This window comes from Litorilinea aerophila (assembly GCF_006569185.2).
Classification (GTDB): domain Bacteria; phylum Chloroflexota; class Anaerolineae; order Caldilineales; family Caldilineaceae; genus Litorilinea; species Litorilinea aerophila.
On record NZ_VIGC02000017.1, the window covers coordinates 90,825 to 110,876 of the forward strand.

At 63.8% G+C, this 20,052-nt stretch carries 15 protein-coding genes; 8 read left to right on the forward strand and 7 right to left on the reverse strand.

The annotated features are described in order from the left end of the window. Positions 1–105: 105 nt before the first annotated feature. From FKZ61_RS13995 to FKZ61_RS14010, 4 genes are all read right to left on the reverse strand, one after another. Positions 106–1,167, reverse strand: a complete 1,062-nt coding sequence (locus FKZ61_RS13995; protein WP_141610745.1) for a Gfo/Idh/MocA family protein — start codon at positions 1,165–1,167, stop codon at positions 106–108. A gap of 150 nt (positions 1,168–1,317) precedes the next feature. Then, positions 1,318–2,523 (reverse strand): Gfo/Idh/MocA family protein, encoded by a 1,206-nt coding sequence (locus FKZ61_RS14000; protein WP_141610746.1) that lies wholly within the window; start codon positions 2,521–2,523, stop codon positions 1,318–1,320. A 180-nt stretch (positions 2,524–2,703) separates the two neighbouring features. Next, on the reverse strand, positions 2,704–3,957 hold the full coding sequence (locus FKZ61_RS14005; RefSeq protein WP_141610747.1) for a Gfo/Idh/MocA family protein: 1,254 nt from the start codon (positions 3,955–3,957) through the stop codon (positions 2,704–2,706). Positions 3,958–3,966: 9 nt separating this feature from the next. Beyond that, on the reverse strand, positions 3,967–5,004 hold the full coding sequence (locus tag FKZ61_RS14010) for a Gfo/Idh/MocA family protein (protein WP_141610748.1): 1,038 nt from the start codon (positions 5,002–5,004) through the stop codon (positions 3,967–3,969). Between the two features lie 335 nt (positions 5,005–5,339). Between FKZ61_RS14010 and FKZ61_RS14015 the strand changes: the two genes are divergently transcribed. Both FKZ61_RS14015 and FKZ61_RS14020 read left to right on the forward strand, forming a co-directional pair. Beyond that, complete coding sequence (locus tag FKZ61_RS14015) at positions 5,340–6,029, forward strand: response regulator transcription factor (RefSeq protein ID WP_170199727.1); 690 nt, start codon at positions 5,340–5,342, stop codon at positions 6,027–6,029. After that, entirely contained in the window at positions 6,026–7,435 is a 1,410-nt protein-coding gene (locus FKZ61_RS14020; protein WP_141610750.1) for a sensor histidine kinase, read from the forward strand. The genes FKZ61_RS14015 and FKZ61_RS14020 overlap by 4 nt, the downstream gene beginning before the upstream one ends. Before the next feature lie 154 nt (positions 7,436–7,589). On the opposite strand, the gene FKZ61_RS14025 is transcribed toward FKZ61_RS14020, so the two are convergent. Then, the gene (locus FKZ61_RS14025) at positions 7,590–9,092 is read right to left on the reverse strand and encodes a PxKF domain-containing protein (RefSeq protein WP_141610751.1); all 1,503 of its coding nucleotides are present in this window, start codon (positions 9,090–9,092) and stop codon (positions 7,590–7,592) included. Positions 9,093–9,848: 756 nt separating this feature from the next. Beyond that, on the reverse strand, positions 9,849–10,988 hold the full coding sequence (dgoD, locus tag FKZ61_RS14030; RefSeq protein WP_170199730.1) for a galactonate dehydratase: 1,140 nt from the start codon (positions 10,986–10,988) through the stop codon (positions 9,849–9,851). 506 nt (positions 10,989–11,494) lie between these two features. On the opposite strand from dgoD, the gene FKZ61_RS14035 reads away from it, so the two are divergent. From FKZ61_RS14035 to FKZ61_RS14060, 6 genes are all read left to right on the forward strand, one after another. Then, positions 11,495–12,103 carry a GntR family transcriptional regulator gene (locus FKZ61_RS14035; RefSeq protein WP_170199732.1) on the forward strand — a complete coding sequence of 203 codons (609 nt, stop codon included), beginning with the start codon at positions 11,495–11,497 and terminating at the stop codon, positions 12,101–12,103. Positions 12,104–12,330: 227 nt separating this feature from the next. Beyond that, the gene (locus tag FKZ61_RS14040; protein ID WP_141610754.1) at positions 12,331–13,044 is read left to right on the forward strand and encodes a TetR/AcrR family transcriptional regulator; all 714 of its coding nucleotides are present in this window, start codon (positions 12,331–12,333) and stop codon (positions 13,042–13,044) included. Further along, entirely contained in the window at positions 13,041–14,348 is a 1,308-nt protein-coding gene (locus FKZ61_RS14045) for an ABC transporter permease (protein ID WP_229964259.1), read from the forward strand. The genes FKZ61_RS14040 and FKZ61_RS14045 overlap by 4 nt, the downstream gene beginning before the upstream one ends. Before the next feature lie 64 nt (positions 14,349–14,412). Continuing rightward, positions 14,413–15,642 carry an ABC transporter permease gene (locus tag FKZ61_RS14050; RefSeq protein WP_141610755.1) on the forward strand — a complete coding sequence of 410 codons (1,230 nt, stop codon included), beginning with the start codon at positions 14,413–14,415 and terminating at the stop codon, positions 15,640–15,642. Between the two features lie 232 nt (positions 15,643–15,874). Beyond that, entirely contained in the window at positions 15,875–16,615 is a 741-nt protein-coding gene (locus FKZ61_RS14055; RefSeq protein WP_141610756.1) for an ABC transporter ATP-binding protein, read from the forward strand. Next, positions 16,615–17,400, forward strand: coding sequence for an efflux RND transporter periplasmic adaptor subunit (locus FKZ61_RS14060; protein WP_141610757.1), 786 nt, complete (start codon positions 16,615–16,617; stop codon positions 17,398–17,400). The genes FKZ61_RS14055 and FKZ61_RS14060 overlap by 1 nt, the downstream gene beginning before the upstream one ends. Here the strand turns inward: FKZ61_RS14060 and FKZ61_RS14065 are convergent. Continuing rightward, positions 17,397–20,000, reverse strand: coding sequence for a GH116 family glycosyl-hydrolase (locus FKZ61_RS14065; protein WP_141610758.1), 2,604 nt, complete (start codon positions 19,998–20,000; stop codon positions 17,397–17,399). The genes FKZ61_RS14060 and FKZ61_RS14065 overlap by 4 nt on opposite strands. Positions 20,001–20,052 lie beyond the last annotated feature (52 nt).

Genomic DNA, 20,052 nt, shown 5'->3' on the forward strand with positions numbered 1-20,052 from the left:
AGGGCAGGCTCAGAGCACGCAGAGCCTCTCTGAGCCTGCGACGGGTCGATTCCAGTGGGTCAGTCAACCTGGATGGCCCCGGAGAAGTTGTGGGCTCACCCGGGCTCACTCCTCCAGGCGGACTTCCCGGCCGGCGGCCTGGCTGCGGTAGATGCCGTCCAGGATGCTCATGACCTGGAGGGACTGTTCCGCGGGCACGGGCGAGGGCAGCCCCTCGGCCACGCAGCGGGCGAACTCCACGCATTCCAGCGCGTGGGGCTCCATGGTATCGTTGATGAGCTGCAGGGTGCGGTTGGAGAACTGCCGGGTCTGGTAGTGGGTCTCCATGAACTTGCACTGGGGCCAGTGGGCGCCGGCCTCGGTGCCGTAGAGCCACATCTGCATGTCCTCGCCGGGGGTGTCGTGGTGGAGCAGCCAGCTCACCTCCAGGATGAGGGTCGCGCCGTTCTCGAAGCGCACGAAGGCCGCGGCGAAATCCTCCACGTCCATGTCCTGGGGCACCGGCACGCCGCCCCACTGGCTGAAGGCGCCCTCGTGGTGGGCCAGGGGGGCCTTGGCCACGCCGCTCACGGCCACGGGCTTGGGGTTGCCCATGAACCAGAGGGTCAGGTCCAGAATGTGGACGCCGATGTCGATGCAGGGGCCGCCGCCACTATTTTTCTTGTAGATGAAGCCGGGCCGGGCCGGGATCCACCCCCGGCGCAGCATCCAGCTGCGGGCATGGTAGATGTCTCCCAGCACGCCGGTCTCCAGTTCTCGCTTCATGGCCTGGGAGCTGCCCTTGAAGCGGAAATGCTGGGCGGTCATCAACATTTTACCGGAGCGATCCCGGGCCTCGATCATGCGGCGGATGTCGGCCGGGGTGGGGGCCAGGGGCTTCTCGCAGATGACATGCTTGCCCGCGTCCAGCGCGGCCACCACCAGCTCGGTGTGGTACATGTTGGGGGTGCAGACGTCGATGATGTCGATGTCCGGGTCGTTGATGATGTCCGCCGGGTTGGTGGAGAGCCGGGTCACGCCGTGGAGCTGCCCCCACGCTTCCAGGACGGAGGGGACCACATCGCTGCCGGCGATAACCTCTGCATGCTCCGAGGCGGCCCAGCCTGGCATGTGGGTCTTGGCGATGCCGCCGACGCCGATGACACCCACTTTCAAAGTCTTAGACACAGGAAGATCCTTCCTAGGATGGATGAAACGGATATAAAACAGGCGGCCCCGGGGGCCAGGGGATGATCTGCACGGCCCCCGGGCCGCGGATCAGTGTACCGAAAGGGGGGGCAGGCCGGCAAAAGCCGCTGCCCCTGGGAGCGTCAATCCTCAGGCGTCGCTCACCACCCGCTCGCTGAACTCGCCGGTCTGCTTGTTCTTCAAGATCATCTTCAGGCGGCCGTCGGGCATGCGCTCCTGCTTGATGATCACGTGGCCGTCGTACTCCCGGCCGCTGGCCTGGATGCGCTCGGCAGTGCCACCCCGCCAGATCTCCAGCTCCACCGGCTCCCAGCGTTTGGACCGGGCGGAGCGGTAGCAGGCATCCATGATGGCGTTGACCACGTAGCCATCGTAGAAGGTCTCCCGGGGCTGGCGGCCTTCGTCCATGGCGTTGAACATGTCGGTGAACATGTCCACGTAGCCCAGCTCGCTCACCTCGTCGCCCACGGGGAAGAGCCAGCCGCTCTCGGTTTCGGCCTTCTCCGCCACATACGCGCCGCCCTGCCCCGAGGTGAAGACCTCGAAACCGGTGCGCAGGAAGTGGTTGAGCCAGATGGTGCCCTCGGTGCCGGCCACCTCGTCCCGCAGATCCATGCCGCCCCGGAAGGTCCAGCTCACCTCGAACTGGCCGATGGCGCCGCTCTCAAAGCGGATCAGGGCGATGCCGTTGTCCTCGGCTTCGATGGGGTGGACCAGGGTATCGGCCCAGCACATGACCTCCAGGGGCCGGTTGTCCTTGCCCACGAAGTTGCGGATGATCTCGATGCAGTGGCAGCCCAGGTCCACGATGGCACCGCCGCCGGCCAGTCTGGCGTCCCAGAACCAGGCGCTATGGGGGCCGGGGTGGGTCTCCCGGGAGCGGGCCCAGGTGATTTTCCCCAGCGCGCCGCTCTGGACCTGCTGCAGCGCCTTCAGCGTCTTGGGGGTGTAGCAGAGATCTTCCAGGTAGCCGGCAAAGACGCCGGCCTTCTCCACCGTCTCCAGCATGCGCTTCGCCTCGGCGGCGTTGCGGCCCAGGGGCTTGGTGCAGAGCACGGCCTTGCCCGCGTCCGCCGCCATTTGGACCAGCTCTTCGTGGAGGTGATTGGGCAGGCCGATCACCACCGTGTCGGTCTCGGGGTGGTTGATGGCCTCGGCCAGGTCGCTGGTCCAGTGGGGGATGCCCCATTCCCGGGCGAAGGCTTCGGCCCGCTCCGGCGTGCGGGAGTAGATCACGCCCACCCGGTCCCGGCTGCGCTGGCCGTGTAGGGTCATGGTGTAAAACATGCCGATGAGCCCGGTGCCCAACATGGTGACTTGATGTCCGTTCGTCATTGACGCCTCCTCACCCTCCTGCTGGGGAGGGAACCTGATGGAATTCTGGTACTCGATACAGCCACATCCGCCGTTTCGCCCCGGCGAGTACAGCCTGGCGTAAATGTCACGGCAGAAATTCCGGGTGCCCTCTGGGCGCACTCCCTCGGGTGAAAACGCTCGGCGAATCTCTGCCGGGATCTACCAGGCGAGCCCGTAGTGGGCATCGATCTCGGCCTGGTAGGCGTTCACCGCACCCGAGAGGACCTCGGCCAGGGTCACCTGGCGCCGGGCCACGGACGACTCCAGCATGGCGAAGGCGCAGGCCAGATCGTGCAGCCCTTCCTGGCCGGAGGTCTCCGGATCCCGCCCCTGTTCGATGGCCTGCAGCCAGTCCAACTGCTGGATGGCGAAGGGGTCGGTCAGGCCCAGGGGGAAGAAGCGCTCCCGCTCCTCCGGGCTCAGGTTGGCCTCGAAGTGCTCCAGCAAGGGGGTGGCACGGCCGTCGTCGTCGAAGAGCTGTCCTCCCTTGATGCACCCTTCGCTGCCCCAGAAGACGGGCGCGCCGGGAATCTCCAGGGCAGCGCCATGGCCGCCCCAGGACCAGAGCAGTTGGGCGATGGCCTCGTTCTCGAAACCGGCCACGGCCAGGTAGGTGTCGTCCACGTCCACCGGCACCTCCTGGATGATATGCCCCTGCTCGTCCCGCCGGTAGCGCACCGGCTCCAGGGTGCGGGCCACTGCGTTGACCCAGGCCACCTCGCCGAAGACGTAGCGCAGCAGGTGGAACTGGTGGACGCCGATGTCGATGGAGCCACCGCCGCCACCCTCCAGCTTGCGGTGTCGCCAGGGGGTGTCGGCCACCACCTTGTCCGGCGACCAGAGGCCGCCCAGGGAGCCGATGAGGGCCATCTGGGGTTCGCCGATGAGCCCCTTTTCCACCGCCCAGCGGGCGGCCCGGGTGAAGCGGCCCTGGCGCACGTTCTCGAAGGTGCCGAAGGTCAGCCCCCGCTCCCGGGCTGTCTCCACCATGCGGCGGGCAGCCTTCACCGAGATGGCCAGGGGCTTCTGGGTGAGCAGGTGGAGGCCGTGGGCGAAGGCGTGCTCCGCGATCTGGTGGTGGAGGGCCAGGGTGGTGAAGTCATTGACCGCGTCCACCACGCCGTCTGCGATCATCTGACGGTAGTCGGTGTAGACGTGGACCTCCACGTCGTCCTGGAAGTCGCTGACGTAGGTGTGGGGCGCGGCCAGGGGGTCGCCCGACTCCGGCGGCAGCACGGGAGGGCGGGGGGGCGGCCCTTCGCCCCGGCGGCGGAACATAAGGGCGTCTTCCTCTTTGCGGGCCACCAGCGCGGTGATGCGGAAGTTGTCTACGCCGGCCTCCCGCAGCTTCTTGTATCCCTGCAGGTGGGCGTTCAGAATACGCCCACAGCCCACAATCCCGATCCGAATCATGGGTTCCTCCTAGTAAACCGGCAGGGGCAGCGAGACCGCCTCACCGCTGCTGGCAGAGAGGAGCCCTGCCTCCAGGATCTCCTGGGCGTCCCGGCTGACCTCGGGGCTGCAGAGGCCCTCGATGGGCCGGTCGTGGCGGATGCAGTGGAGGAAGTAGGCGGTGGCGTTGCGCAGCTCCTCGGGGGACGGGGGCACCTCGATCTCCACGCCGTCCTCGTGTTCCCGGTCGGCCAGCAGCAGGCGGCCGCCGTTGCGGGGCTCCACCACCAGGGTTCCCTCGCTGCCGTAGAGGACGGCCACGTAGGAGGTGAGATGGCCGATCTGGGTCCAGGAGGCTTCTGTGATGGCGATGGCCCGGGGCCACTGCATGACGATGACCGCGTTGTCGTCCACGGTGACGTAATCCTTGAGCAGGTGGCCGACCACGCCGGTGACCCGGCTGGGCTGGCCCAGGACGGTGCGGGCCAGGGCAGCGCCGTAGCAGCAGTAGTCCATGAGCGCGCCGGCGCCGTTGAGGTCGGCGTCGTGGAGCCAGTTGTAGAAGTAGGGGGTGCAGCCCAGCTCCTTGGGGCCGGCGTGGGCGGAGCGATACTTGGTGCTGAAGACCTGGCCGATGGCGCCGCTGCGGGCCATCTCCAGGGCCTTCTGGAGCTGGGGCCACCAGGCGAAGGGCCAGTTGACCATGAGCTTCACCCCGGCCTGACGGGCTGCCGCCAGCATCTGCACCGCGCCTTCCAGATCGGCAGCCATGGGCTTTTCCACCATCACGTGCAGGCCTCGCTCGGCCGCCATGACCGCCAGCTCGGCCCCGGTGGCGTTGTCGCTGAAGACATAGACCGCGTCCAGTTCCACCGAATCCAGCATTTCTTCATAGGACAGGAAGACCTGGCCGGCGCCGTGCTCGGCCTGGACCTTGTCCAACAGCTCCTGATTGGGGTCGGCCGCGGCCACCAGTTCGCCCAGGGGAGAGGCGTTCAGATCCCGCAGGTTGCCCCAGATGTGGTCGTGGGTGAGGCCCAACACACCCACGCGCAGCTTATCGGCCATGATTACCTCCTTGGCGGTTGAGGGTTGGATGGAAGCGAATCGCTGACGATCCTGGAAAGGTTGCTGATGGTTGTTGATGGTTCTTGAACGGCGGATGAAGGGTTCCGGCTCCATTGTACTTGTTTCTGGCCAGGCTGCAAAGGAATCACGAAGCCCAGACTGGATTTTGACAGGATTTTGTAATCAACCGGGTGCCAATCTCCAGGTATAATCCTGATGGAATCGGCATCATTCTGGCGAGCCCCCGCCGGAACAACTGGACAGCCCACCCCACTGCAACCCTTTTCACGTCTGTTATATCCGCCCTCGTTGCTACCCAACGTGAACCCATGGAAATGACGAAAATCCTTGTGGTGGATGATGATCCACTGCTGCGCCAGAGCCTAGAGTTCAACCTGGAAGAGGCCGGCTACCAGGTGCGAACAGCGGCCAACGCCCGTCAGGCCCTTGCCCAAATTGAAATAGAGCGGCCCGACCTGATCCTACTGGACGTAGGCCTGCCCGACATGGATGGGCTCTCCCTGCTTCGTCTGTTACGTGATCGCTTCCCGGTCATTTTTCTTACGGCACGGCGCCGTGAACTGGACGAAGTGCTGGGGCTGGAACTGGGGGCGGAGGATTACATCACCAAACCCTTCCACAAAGAGGTACTCTTGACGCGTATACGCATGGTTCTGCGTCGAACCCAGCGACCACGGCCCGCTTCTGGGGATAGCCGGGCGATCATAGCCGGCGATCTGGAACTGGACCCCGAGGCACACACGGTGACCCTCCGCGGGCAGCCGGTTACCCTCTCGCCCCTGGAGTTCCGGCTGCTCCACCTGCTCATGAAGGCGCCCAATCGGGTGTTTTCTGTGGATGAACTGTTGAATCAGGTTTGGGGTGAACACTACATGGGTGAGCCTCAGATCATCTATGTCTACATGCGGGAACTACGCAACAAACTGGAAGCTGACCCGGGACACCCTCGACGGATCGTCAATGTCCGCGGAGCTGGGTACAAACTGATCCCCCAAGATCCATGAACACCCTGCGCAGGCGCTTCATCCTCAGCCACACCCTTCCCCTGCTGCTGGTCACTCCGTTGATGGCCCTGGTGCTTATCTACGTCCTGGAAAGGCAGATCCTTCTGATCAATCTGTCGACCCAGTTGGAACGGCAGGCCACTGTTCTGGCTGAGGTGTTGCAGGATTCACCCGACCTGTGGTCCGAAGCGGGGCTGGCCCAATCCTTTGTCAACCGCTTCAGTCGCCACCTGACCGCGAACCTCTCCCTCCTACGGCCCGATGGGACCATTCTGGCTTCCAGCGATACCGGTGAGGCAAGGCCAAGTGCCTCCGGCAGCAGTGAAGTGAATGTGGAGCTCCTTCAGCTGGGCAAGCGACAGGTCATGGTCAACTACAGCCAGAACCCGGGCGAGGAAATCGTGGAAGTGATCGTTCCTGTTTTTCAGCCAGGGGGCGTGGTTGGCGCCATTCATCTGACTCAACGACTGGGACCGGTTTACCCCCGCTTTCAGCGACTGCGCACGTTCGTGTTCTGGGCCCTGCTCCCTGGATTGTTCCTGGGTGTTCTGATCGGCCTGGTGCTGGCCCACTTTGTGGAAGCGCCGATGCAGGAGCTCAGTCAGCAAATCGGCCGGATGGCCAGCGGAGACGCCCTGGTCGCCCTGCCAGAACCGCAGCCGACCGAACTGCGGACGCTGGTCCGCACCTTCAATTCCCTGGTGGATCGGCTACAGACCCTGGAAGCCAGTCGTCGTCAACTGGTGGCCAATCTGGTACACGAAATCGGCCGTCCTCTAGGTGCACTCCGCTCCGCGGTGGATGCGCTCCAGGGAGGTGCAGGGGCCGCCCCGGAGCGCCGCAAAGCCCTGTTGGCCGGGGTGGATACAGAGCTTCAACATCTGGAACAACTTCTGGAGGAGTTGGCTGAGGTGTACGCCCGGAAGGAGAACGAGCTGCGAAGGCTGCAACTGCGATCCACCAGGCTGACAGACTGGCTGGGGACTGTCCTGGCCCCGTGGGAGGAGGCAGCCAGACGCAAGGGCATCAGCTGGCAAGTACACCAGCCAGCCTCGCTGCCAACGGTGACCATCGATCCAGTCCGTCTGGGCCAGGCTCTGGGCAATCTGCTGAGCAATGCGGTCAAGTACACTCCCCCTGGGGGGGCCATTGCAGTCATCGTACACAGCGAAAGGGACATGGTCAACATTCAGGTGCGGGACACGGGACCGGGGATTCCATCGGCCGAACAGGATCGGATCTTTGAACCGTTTTACCGGTGGCCTTCGGAGCATCACTACCAACCGGGGATGGGCCTGGGGTTGGCCATCGCCAGGGAATGGGTGCGGGCCCATGGTGGACAGATCCAGGTTGAGAGCACGCCTGGCCACGGGAGCACCTTTACCATTTCCCTGCCCTTGACATAAAGCCGCTAGAGAGGCCATCAGATACGAGCTGTTCAGCCCTGGATAACGCGAAGGGGGAGTCTGCCTCGAGGCAGACTCCCCCTTCAGACTGCAGATCCGGCATGGACACTGGACCTGCAGTTTCATGGGCACCACATCGCAAGGCGATTCGGTGTTATCTTGTGAAGTTAAAGTTGGCCAGTTTGGCAGCAGTCCCATCATTCAACAGAACAATCAACTGCCGGCAGGTCCCTCCCCAACTTCGGTCCGTCTTCCAGGCATAGACGTACATGTCTTTGCTGGGTTCGTAGCTCAGCATGCTCTGGCCAGCAGTGACGGTCTCCTCAATGTCGGAGACGAAGGTACCCGTCTGGCAGTCGATAATCTGGGACTTTGGGTAGCCTGGGGCAAAGATGGCCAACCCCTGATTTCCGCCCAGGCTGAACTTGACGGGGATGGCGCTGCCCGCTTTCACCCTGTTCAGAGTAGGCAGGTTGTCCACAGGCTGGAAGAAGCCGTTCCAGTTGTAGATGACGCTGTACGTGACACTGGCCGAACTGCCATTGCCCGCATAGTCCAGGGCACCGGCGCACGTGGCGGTAAATGTGCCCACGTTACCATTGCCTCCAGTGATACTCAACGTGGCCGGCACTGCCACGCCGGACAGGGTATCACTGGTACCACAGCCAACTGTGGGGACGGCACCAGCGTAGTAGAAGGCACCCTGGGAGACACCGGTGACCGTCACCGCGGGCGGGGTTTTGTCGATGTTGATGCCACCCACCACGGCCGATGCGCTGTTCCCCGCATGATCCACCGCGGTTCCCACCACCGATTGGCCTGCACCTTCACTGCTCAAAAGCTGATCGGGCCCACAAGATGCCACACCCGACAGATTATCCCCACAGATGAAAGAGACGGTAACATCACTGTTATTCCAGCCGTTGCCATTGGGTCCTGGCGAAGCCGAACCAGAGATGGTCGGTGCCGTGGCATCCCGCATGATGGTCACCGACTGGGAAGCCGTTCCACCAGCGCTGGTAGCCGTGCATGTGAACGTCTGACCGGCTGTATCCACATTGATGGTGGCCGGATCGCACCCGCTCATGGAGGAGATGGCGGACTCTGGATCGATGACGATCCAGCTTACCTGCACGTCGCTGACATACCATCCATTGTTGCCCAGGGTCCCCACCACCTGGGCGCTGATGACAGGGGGCGTACTGTCAGGCGGAGGCAACACATGCAGCGTAAAGTCCGCCTGATTTCTGTAGGTGCCGGGACCGGGATCGGCAATGTTGGCAACAGTAATGGCGTAGTTGCCCGGCACGCTGGCGCTGAAGGTGACCGGTTGGAAGACATTGCATTGGGTGAATACCAGCGTGTTGGCGGACGCCGTCACACCGGGCGGAATGTTCAATGTAATCGTGGCAGGGGTACCATCGCTGGCATTACAGCCCGGCTGGCCGTCACCGCCCGTTGCGTTGATCCGATAGGAAACGGTGGTGTTACCGCCGGCCACGATGGTATCGTTCCCTCCAACAATTACGTCGTTGATCAAATTGTCGGCCAGAACAGCCAGGGGCAGCGCGAGCAACATCAAAGCCAAAAACAGGCTACCCAAAGCGATTTTCGGGACTTTGTAGAACTCTCCCATAAACCGTTTCACTGTTTTCATTTCCTTTCTTCATATCCAATGACTTTCATGACTATACGCGTTATCCAGGGTTTGCTGGATAAACGATTCTCTCAGGCAAGAGAATAGCATGGGGCAGCTCCTGGCATCTTTAACAGACTCTGAGGGTAACCTAAGGAATGTCTAAGTGGCCGGGCTCCTGTGGCCAGTCCACTCGTTGGCCAGCTGTGCCCGATTCTGGATGCTCTTTGGCACCTGGCATGCACACTTAGGAGAAATTTAGGATTGCTTGAGGTGGCACTAAAGACTGGGGTGCTTGGCCCCGTGGTATGATCCCTCAGGCTCATCCTGGAGCCTAACCCTGGAATAGACCGATATCTGAAGCGGCCCCTGTCTTTACCCGAGCAGCCAGGTTGCCCCATGGATAGATAACCATGGAAAAGATCGACCGCATTCTTCTGTTCCTCCTCATCATGACCGCCGTCTCCTTTGCCTGCCTCTTATTTCTGATCTTGCGATAAGGCCTGTGGCCACAGACTGCCAGCCCCCCACAATCAGCCCAACGCCTGCCACAGAGAATCCTGGCACCGCCCGTATACCCTGAGCGGCACCAGCGCCGGCGATGCAATCTGGGTAGCTGCGGAGAGCTACTATCCGGGTGAAGGGAGCAGCCAGACGAAAAGGAATGAGTATGAGACCGGCCCAGATCCCCCATCAAAAAAACAGGCCGGCGGCAATAATATTGCCGCCGGCCCGCCCTGTGCCCGACCATGGATCGCCCTGGCCGGGGCGCTCTGCCTAGAAAAAGTCCCGATAAGGCTCCGATTCCACCGGAGTAAAGTCCAGGGGAGGATAGCGGCGTATCACCTCCTCCCGCAGATCCACCCCCCAACCGGGCCCGTCGGGCACGATGCAGGCGCCATCCACGATCTGGAGCGGTCGGTCCAGGACCTCATTGTACCGGTCCAGGTGGTTGATGAAGAGCTCCTGCATGAAGCCGTTGGGGATGTTGATGTCCAGGTGTAGGCTGGCCACGGTGGAGATGGGACCGTTGGAGTTGTGGGGCGCCACGGTCACGTAGTAGGTCTCGGCCGCGGTGGCGATCTTTTTCAGCTCAGACATGCCGCCGGCGTGGCAGATGTCGGGCTGGATGATGCCCACCGCGTTCTTCTCCAGCAGGCTGCGGAACTCCCAGCGGGTGTAGAGCTGTTCGCCGGTGGCCACGGGCACCCGCACGCTGTGGGCCAGGGCGGCCATGGCATCCACGTTGTCGAAGAGGATGGGCTCTTCCAGCCAGGCGATGTCGTAGGGTTCCAGCTTCTGGGCGACCCGGCGGGCACTCCAGATGTTCAGACGCCCGCGGATGTCCACGCCGATCTCGCAATGGGGACCCACGGCTTCCCGCACGGCGGCCACCCGGGCCACGCCCAGCTCCAGCCGCTCTGGCGTGATGACCTGGGCGCCCCGGAAGGGGTAGAGCTTCACGCAGCGGTAGCCCTGGGCCACCGTCTTCGCCGCCTGACGGGCGTACTCCTCCGGCGAATCGGCGCCGGCAAACCAGCCGTTGGCGTAGAGGGGAACCGTCTCCCGCACCTTCCCGCCCAGGAGCTCGTAGACCGGCACTCCCAGCGCCTTGCCCTTGATGTCCCACAGGGCCAGGTCGATGGCGCTGATGGCGCTCATGGTCACCGGGCCGCCGGTCCAGGTCACCCGGCGATGGAGGGAGGTCCAGATGTGTTCAATCTGAAAGGGATCTTTGCCGATGAGAAAGCGCTTGAAGGCCTGAAGCTCGGCCATCAGGGCCTCGTCCTTGTACTGGGCGCTGGCTTCGCCGATGCCGTAGAGGCCGGTGTCGGTGTAAATTTTGACGAAGGTCCAGTTGGTGGCGGCCGCGTGGGACGCGGCCATGCGCAGGATTTGCAGGTCGGCGATCTTCATGGTAACTCCCATTTTATGCGTTATGCGGGCGTGGTCAGAGATAGGCTTGGGCTGTTCCTGGCTGATTTCGGGTGATTGGCGTGGAATTGGGTCGCCGGCCTGGCTGCAGGTAGCTCTGCATGAGATCGTGGCCGGCCTTGGGCCGATGATTAAAATCATCGGCTGGCGCACCTCAAGTGCGTTAAAACGCACTCCCCGGGGCGGATGGCACCCGGCTTGAATCCGTTTCCAACCGATTTCCTGCCCCAGCGAGGCCTCGTCATCGGGCGGATGGATGTATCACGGTTGAATGGGATCCTACCTGGCCGCACGGGCCGGCAGTCTTTTCACTTTACCCGATCCCCAGGGTGTTGTCAAACAAACATTGTTAACAAATGACAATTTACGCCTTGTCTTTGTCCCATTTCTGTGCTTCAATACGGAGAAATATATACGAATATATACGGAGAAATGCAACCCATCATCTTTGCAGATTTCATTCGATCCACAGATTCCACAGAACCGACATGAGCCATATTACCATCTATCGGAGCATTCCCGAACAGATTGCAGCGCGACTCCAGCAGGATATCCTGCTGGGCATCCTCCAGCCGGGCCAGCCCCTCCGGGAGCAGGACCTTTCCAGCGAATTTGGCGTCAGCCGCGGCCCCATCCGGGAGGCGTTTCGGCAACTGACGGAGCAGGGGCTGCTTACCCTGGAGCCCAACAAGGGCGTGCGGGTGGCCCAGTTGCCCAGCCCCAAGGTGCGGCCCCTCATCGCGGAGCTGCGCCGGAAGATCGAACTTTTCGTCCTGGAAAATATTTTTGAGCGGATTACCGAGGCCGACCTGGCCGCCTGGGAGGAGATCCTGGAGGAGATGCGGCGGGCGTGCGAGCGGAATGACCTGCGCAGCCTGGTGGAGCAGGATCTGCGCTTCCACCGGGCCATCATCCAGAGTCACGACGACGAGGGCCTCCTGATCCTGTGGCAGCCCATCGCCTTGCGCATGTTGATGCAGTACAACCGCTTCACCGACCTGATGGACAGCTACCACGAGCACAGGCGCATCCTGGATGCCATCCGGGCGCACGACAAAGCCGCCGCGCTCCAGGCCCTCCAGGAGAATATCCAGTAGGCCTGGGGCGCGGTCTCCCTGGGGGTGGCCTGGGAAAGGGTCACCCCTTTCTTTCTCTGACTTCACCGTTTCCTCCCACCCCATCCTTCGCTGCAAAAAAGGAGAAGAACTGTTTTTTCGTTCCCCTTGACAAGCCCCCCGTTCTGCGCGACAATGTGACCATCCGGTCATATGACTGGCCGGTCACATTGCCGTCCATCGCTTGTCAACGAAAACCAGGAACCCAGATGCCCAAGGAAACCTTCTTCAACCTGCCCGAGGAGAAACGCCAGCAGATCCTGGACGTGGCCATCGACGAGTTCGCCAATCACGACTACGGCAGCGTCTCCATTTCCCGCCTGGTCGCCCGGGCCGGCATCGCCAAGGGCAGCTTCTACCAGTACTTCGAGAACAAGGAAGATCTCTATATACACCTGCTCGAATTGCTGGCCGAAAAGAAAAAAGCCATGTTTTCCCTCGACCATCCAGATCCAGAGCATGTCGGCATCTTCAGGTATCTCTACTGGGTGGTCGAAAACGCGCTCCATTTTGAGCTGCGCTATCCGGAACTGGTTCGTCTGGGCTACCGCGCCTATGCCGCCCCCCACACCCTCCCCCAGGCCGTCCAATCCTGGCTCCAATCCCAGGTGCGACAGGAATCCATGGCCTTCTACCGACGCCTGGTGGCGCTGGGGCAGGAACAGGGCGACATTCGACAAGACCTCAACCCGGATCTCGTCGCCTCCATCTTTGAGATCATCTTCACTTCCCTGAACCAAACCTTAATAGGCTACATTGCTGAACATATCGGCGGAGAGCAAGAAGATCAGCCCCTGTTTATCCGTGAAGAGATCCTGACGTTGTATCACCAGGCATTGAACATTTTAGAGCGGGGTCTGGCGCCCGCGCCGCCCGCCCCGACATCGACGGACCAGCCTGTCTCCGAGGAGGTCATGTCATGAGCAAATCGTTTGATGTGGCCCGGGAACGGGCCCTGCCCGCGCCGGTCCTGGGACGGGCCGGGGTGCCCTATCGCCTGGCCGAGATCCGACTCGCCTGGCGCAACATGTGGCGCAACTGGCGCCGCACCACCATCGCCGTGATCGCCATCGTCCTGGGCCTGATCCTGCTGCTCTTCATGGACGGCCTCATCGCCGGCTCCGACCAGGCCATCTTTGGCAACGCAGTGCGCCTCTACGGCGGCAACATCCAGATCCACGCCGTGGGCTTCCGGGAGAAGGCCACCCGCCTTCCCATGTTGCCCCTGGAGAACGCCGACCTGGTGGTGCAGACGGCCCGCGCCCAACCCCAGGTGACCTTCGCCGCCAAACGCATCAACACGGTGGGCATGGTCAGCAGCCGGGAAGGCACCTACGCCGTGGCCATCACGGGAGTGGAACCGACGGTGGAGGCCTCCTACAGCCTGCAGGCCGAACATATCGCCGAGGGCCGTTACCTGCTGCCCGATGACGGCGACGCGGTGGTCATCGGCCGAGCGCTGGCCGACCTGCTGCAGGTGGGCGTGGGCGACCGGATCACCCTGGTAGGAAAGAGCCTCTCCGGGACCATGCGCCAGCGCACCATGACCATCGTGGGCATCTACGACCTGGGCATGGCCGAGGCGGAAAAGCTCTCGGTCTTCATCACCCTGGAGGAGGCCCAGACCCTCTACAACCTGCGGGACCGGGTCACCGAAGTGACCATCGGCCTGCAGAAGGTCGGCCAGGAGCAGGAGGTGGTGGCCGCACTCCGGCGCGCCTTCCCCGAACTGGAGGTGGACTCCTGGGCCACCCTGCGCCCGGAGCTGCGCCAGACCATGGATATCAAGGCGGCGGTGAGTAGCTTCTTCGCCTTCACCGTCATCCTGATCGCCGCCATCGGCATCCTCAACCTCATGCTCATGGCCGTCTTCGAACGCACCCGGGAGATGGGCGTTCTGGCCGCCATCGGCATGAAGGGCCGCCAGATCATGACCCTCTTCCTGTGGGAGGGCACCCTGATCGGGGTGGTCGGCGCAGTAGTGGGCTGTGGGCTGGGCACCCTGGTGCTGGTGGCACTGAACCAGATGGGTGGCCTCGACTTTTCCTTCGCATCCGGCATGGGCGAAATCGGCGCGCTCATGGCCACCCGCATCTACTTCAGCTTCTCGCTGCCAGGCATCCTCAGTCGGGGGCTCATGGTGGCCATCATCGCGGCCCTGGCCGCGCTCTACCCTGCCTGGCAGGCCGCACGCCAGGAGCCGGCCCGGGCCCTGCACCATCTCTAAGCGGAAACGCCAGGTCTGCAACGCGCGGCGCATCTGGGGCCGCATTTGTGACGGAGAATCCATCATGGCACTCAGCAAACTTTGGCTCATCGCCTATCGGGATCTGGGCCGCAACCGACGGCGCTCCTTCTTTTCCTTGATGGCCGTGGCCTTGGGGCTGGGCCTCCTCATCCTGCTGAACGGCTACCAGACAGGCGTCATCGAGGAGACGCTCCAAAACGCCATCCGCCTCCAGACCGGCCACGTCCAGATCCGGGCGGCTTCCTACCAGGAAGAAAAACTGCCCCTGAAATGGGAGGATCTGCTGGACGAGCCGGAGAGCCTGGCCGCCCAGGCGGCGGCGCTGCCGGAGGTCAAGTCGGCCGCGCCGGTGCTCTGGGCGACGGCCATCCTCAACACCCGGGAGGATTCGGTGGGGCTGCGCCTCTACGGCATCCAGCCAGAGGCCGGGCTCTACGATCCCCTGCGGGAATCCCTGGTCGCCGGCAGCTACCTGGCGGCCGATGACCGGGGCGGCATCCTCATCGGCCAGAAACTGGCCCGGGATCTGAACATCGCCGTGGGCCAGGATGTGAGCCTGGCGGTGGTCAACGCGGACGGCCAGCCCGACGAGGTCATCTTCACCGTGCGGGGTATCTTCGCCACCGGCGTCCCCGCCTATGACGAAAACAGCGTGCTCATGCCCCTGGCCCGGGCCCAGGCCCTGACCCGCACCGACAATCACGCCAGCGCCATCGTCATCATGCTCCACCGCCAGTCAGATGCGCCCCGGGTGGCTGCCCAACTGCAGCAGCCCGGGCTCACCACCCTGACCTGGCGCGAGCTGAACCAGGTCTTCTTGCAACTGATGGAGACCGGCCTGGGCTTTTACTACATCCTGGACGCCATCGTCATGCTGGTGGTGGCCGTGGTCATCGCCAACACCCTGCTCATGGCCGCCTTCGAGCGCATCCGGGAAATGGGCATCCTGGCTGCGCTGGGCATGAAGAGTCGCCAGATCATGCTCATCTTCCTGCTGGAGGCTGCGATCCTGGGCATCGGCGGCATCGTGGTGGGCGCAGTGCTTGGATCCGCCGGCGTGGCCTACCTGGCCACGGTGGGCATTCCCCTGGGCGACGAGATCGCCGCAGCTGCCGGCGGCATCCCCATCGGCACCACCATCCACGGGCGTTTTGCCCCGGGCCTGTTTGCCTGGCTCTCGTTGTGGACGCTGGCCATCATCCTGCTGGCGTCCCTCTATCCCGCCTGGTTCGCGGCCCGGCAGGAGCCGGCGGAAGCCCTGCGGGCCCTCTAGAACCGGGAGAGGGATCCTGTACCGCTGTCACGCAAGGATGCGTGACCTACGGACTCCGGACTCTGGACTTCAGACTCCGAACTTCGAACTCGTGTGTACCAGCCGGACAGGGATCTCTACCGCTGTCACGCAAGGATGCGTGACCTACGGACTTCGGACTCTAGGACCAGGCGCACCCTTTGTTGACCGACAGACATGGCCGGACATCGGCACCCTATGCAGGAGCACCATGATGAACATGATTCAAGTGATCGACGTCACCAAGACTTACAAGATCGGCGAAGTAGAGACCCGGGCCCTCAGCGGCATCACCCTGGAGATCGCCGCCGGTGAGTTCACCGCCCTGGTGGGGCCGTCTGGCTCCGGCAAGACCACGCTGTTGCAGATCATGGGCTGCCTGGACCGGCCCGACAGCGGTACGGTCTACGTAAACGGCCAGGACGTCACCCGCCTGGGCGCGGACCAACGGGCCGACATCCGGCGGCAGGAGATCGGCTTCATCTTCCAATTTTTTGCACTGGTGCCGGTGCTCACCGCGTACGAAAATGTGGAGCTGCCCCTGTTGCTCAGCGGCCTGGATGCCCGGGAGCGGCGGGAGCGAGTGATGGCCATGTTGGACGCGGTGGGGCTGGCCGACCGGGCCCACCACCGCCCCGACCAGATGAGCGGCGGCCAACAGCAGCGGGTCGCCATCGCCCGGGCCCTGGTCAAACGCCCCATCATCGTCCTGGCCGACGAGCCCACGGCCAACCTGGACACGGCCAGCGGCGAGCAGGCCATGGCCATCATGGAGCGGTTAAACCGGGAAACTGGCACCGCTTTCGTATTCTCCACCCACGACCCCCGGGTGATGGCCTATGCCCGGCGGATGGTTCGGCTGGTGGATGGCCGCATCGTGGAGGACAGCGAGGTGGCCGGCGACGGGAAAGAGAAATCCCCGACGGTCCTGGCCCAGGAGGGGGCGGGCGTCTGATGTCCAACAAGGTGAGTGGGCTGGTGCTACTGGCCCTGCTTCTGTTGCTGGCAGGCTGCCGCAGCCAGCGGACTCCCGAGCAGGCGGCGCCCGTGGCCAACACACCGGGGACCACAGCCCTGCCAGCCAGTGGCCAGGGAGGCGTGGTGCTGCCGCCTGTGGGCAGCACCACGGTACGGGCATCGGGGAAGGTGGTGCCGGCCCGGCACGCGGTGTTGAGCTTTGTGACGGCCGGGCGAGTCCAGCAGGTGGCCGTGGAGGTGGGCGACCGGGTGGAGGCCGGCGCGGTGCTGGTCACCCTGGACGACGCCGCCGCGGCGGCGGCCGTCTCCCAGGCCCAGGCAGCCCTCTACCGGGCCCAGGCCCAGGCCCAGGCGGCCGCGGAGGTGGCCGAGGCCGAAGCGGCCCTGGCCCGGGCCCAGGCCGAACTGGCCAACACCCGGCTGCGCGCGCCCTTCGCCGGCACCGTCACCAGCATCCACGTGAGTGTCGGCGAGGTGGTCCAGCCTGGCCAGCCCATCCTCACCCTGGCGGACCTGGACCACCTGCAGGTGGAGACCACGGACCTGAGCGAGCGGGACGTGGCCCGGGTGACCGTGGGCCAGGCGGCCACCGTCTTCGTGGAGGCTTTAAACACAGAGATCCCCGCCCGGGTGGTCCGCATCGCGCCTGAGGCCACCGTGATTGGCGGCGACGTGGTCTATCCGGTGCTGCTGGAATTGGAGAACCCGCCGCCGGGCCTGCGCTGGGGCATGAGCGCCGACGTAACCATCCCCACTGATTAAGCAATCACCTCCAACACCTGCCCTGCTTCCAGGTGAATTGCATCGGCCAGGTGGAGGGTGTTGCCCTCCTGCCGGAAGGCCACGGGACGGCCATCCACGTGGACGGCCTCTGCCGTGGCATGGGCCAGGAAGGAGAGCGCCAGTTCCCGCAAGGGCAAGTGGCCGTACAGCACCCGGAGCTCGACCCGGCCCGGCGTCTGTTCGAACTCACCCCAGCCGGAATCCAGGGACCAGAAACTGCGGAAATGGCCATCCCGGGTCTGGACCGGATGGAAGCCCAGGCGGCCATGCACCAGGTCAAATTGGAAGCCGGCGAAGGCCAGCAGCAGGGCATAGGAGGCCATGGAGCGGGCGTAGTTGCTGCCGCACTCGAACTCGTTCCAGGGGTTACGGCGCTCGCCATCGTAGCGCCGGCGCAGGGCCTCCACCGCGGTCATGCCTTCTTCCACCAGCCCGTTCAAGATCATGTGGCTGGCGGCCGCGTATTCGAAGCCGTTCATGGTCTCCTGGGCATAGGGCGCGGGGATGGCGGGCTTCTGGGCGCCCTCGGGCCAGGCGCAGATGACCAGCCCGCCTTCGTCGTTGAGGCAGTAGATGCGGCACGGGTTGTAGACCTCGCCCATGACTGGGATGAAGTTGTACTTGAAGATGGCCCGGTTGGCCTGCTTCACCTGTTCCGGATCCAGCACCTCGCCCAGGCCGTAGAGGGAGGCGTGCCACTGGCCCAACACCTGGTCGATGCTGGAACCTTCCCCGATCTGATATTTGATCTCCTGCTTCTCCTCGTTCCAGTAGGCATCCAACACGTTGCCGCCCTGGAGCACCGCGCTGTCAGTCAGATATGGCTCCAGGAGGGAGCGATCTTTAAGGTTGATGCGCTGGATGTAGTACTCGCCGTTGAAGAGGTTGGCGTCGGTCCACGCCTTGCCCCGGGCAAAGATGGCCCGGTACTCCGCCGCGGTCTCCGCCTCGCCCAGGTATTCGGCCATCTCCGCGCCCGCCTTCAGGGCGGCCAGGTACATGCTGGTGAGCCAGGAATTGGGGCCGAAGAGCTCCATGTCCAGGGTGTGATGCTGCCGCCCCCAGAGCACGCCCGTCTTGTCCGGGTCCCAGCGGTCCGGGTTGTCCGGATGCCAGGCGTATTCGATGGAGCGTTTGACTGCGGGCCAGAGGCTGCGCAGCCACTCGTCGTCGCCGCAGATCTTCCAATCCCGGTAGGTTTTGAGCACGCCACCGAACTGACCGTCGGCACAGGGGCGGAAGTGCCACTGGCCGGAGCCCAGGGGAAGCTGGAGGCGGAAGGGCATGCCGCCGTCCTCCCGCAGGTTGTAGCGGTAGTCGGCCTCCCGCATGGAACGTTCCAGCCTGGGAAAGAGGAAGGGCAGGGCCTGGGCGTAGTTCCAGACGTGGGTACAACTCCCTTCGCAGCAGCCGGCGTCGGGGTGGCAGCCTTCCCAGCCATAGAAGGTGCCGTCCTCCAGGCGCAGCACCGTGGGCGACTTGAGGATAGCCAGATTGGCGGAGATGGCGTCCAGCGCGGCCGGCGGCAGGGTGGAGGCGAAGAGGGCCTCCTGGAAGCGCCGGGTCTCGCTCCAGAGGCGATCCCACTCCTCCAGGGCGTAGCGCGCGCTGGCCATGGAATCGGGCCAGAGGGTGGCGTAGTAGTTTTTCCAGCCCGGCGCCTGGGCCCGGGCGGGGTTCCAGTAGTTGCGGCAGTTGGGGAAATTCCAGGCAATGACAAAGCGGATGGCCCGCTCCTCCCCGGGTTGAAGCCGAAAGTGGACGGCCAGGAGCCCCTCGTTGCGGTCGCCGGTTTTTTCTGGCGGGTAGACCCGGTTCTGGAAGGTACCGGGCCGGGTGAAATCCTGCCAGTACATCTCCAGGCTGTCGAACCAGGCGCCCCGGAACCAGTACTGCTGCCAGCTCAGGTGGGTGTCCGCGGCCAACCCGGCGTCGGTGGCCAGGGTCAGGTCGCCGTAGTCGGGTGCGTCTGGGGTCAGGCTGTCCGTGGTCAGGTGCAGGGTGTCTCCCCACTCCTGGCGGGAGACGGTGTTCAGATTGTTGGCCGGCAGGGGATTGGCCAACACCCCGGCCAGGGTGTAGGTCAGGGGGCGGTCGGTCGTGTTGGTGACGGTGAACTCGAAAAAGGCGGCGGGGATGCTGGAATCCCGGTCGTTGAGGGGAATGAAGGGATTGAAGGCCCGGAGCATCACCTGGCCGGGGAATTTTTCATGGTGGTAGGTGAGTTCAGCCAGGGGGAAAGTCCCCCGGAAGTCGACGCGGCGGAAGTGGGGCAAACCGGTGAGATACTCCCGGCGGGGTCCCCAGCCGAAGGAATTGAAGCGAGGTCCCTGGAGTTCCCCCTGGTAGGGTGGCGGCAGGTCGCCATGAAGCACCCGGGCATCCAGCACCTGGTCGTCTGCCTCGGCCTTGATGGCGAAGTGGGAAAAGCCGTTGACGCTGCCCTTGTTGGGGCGGTTGAAGATCTCCCAGTCAATCAGGCGGCCGTTGCCGGCCAGGCCGATACAACCCGAGCCGATCCCGCCCAGGGGGAAGCTGATCTGGCTGGTCTTGGCGCCGCGGTAGAGAAATGGGTCCATGGTGAAGGGTCCTTGTAAGTGTAGTAGGCTGGCAGGATGGATCTGTAGCTTA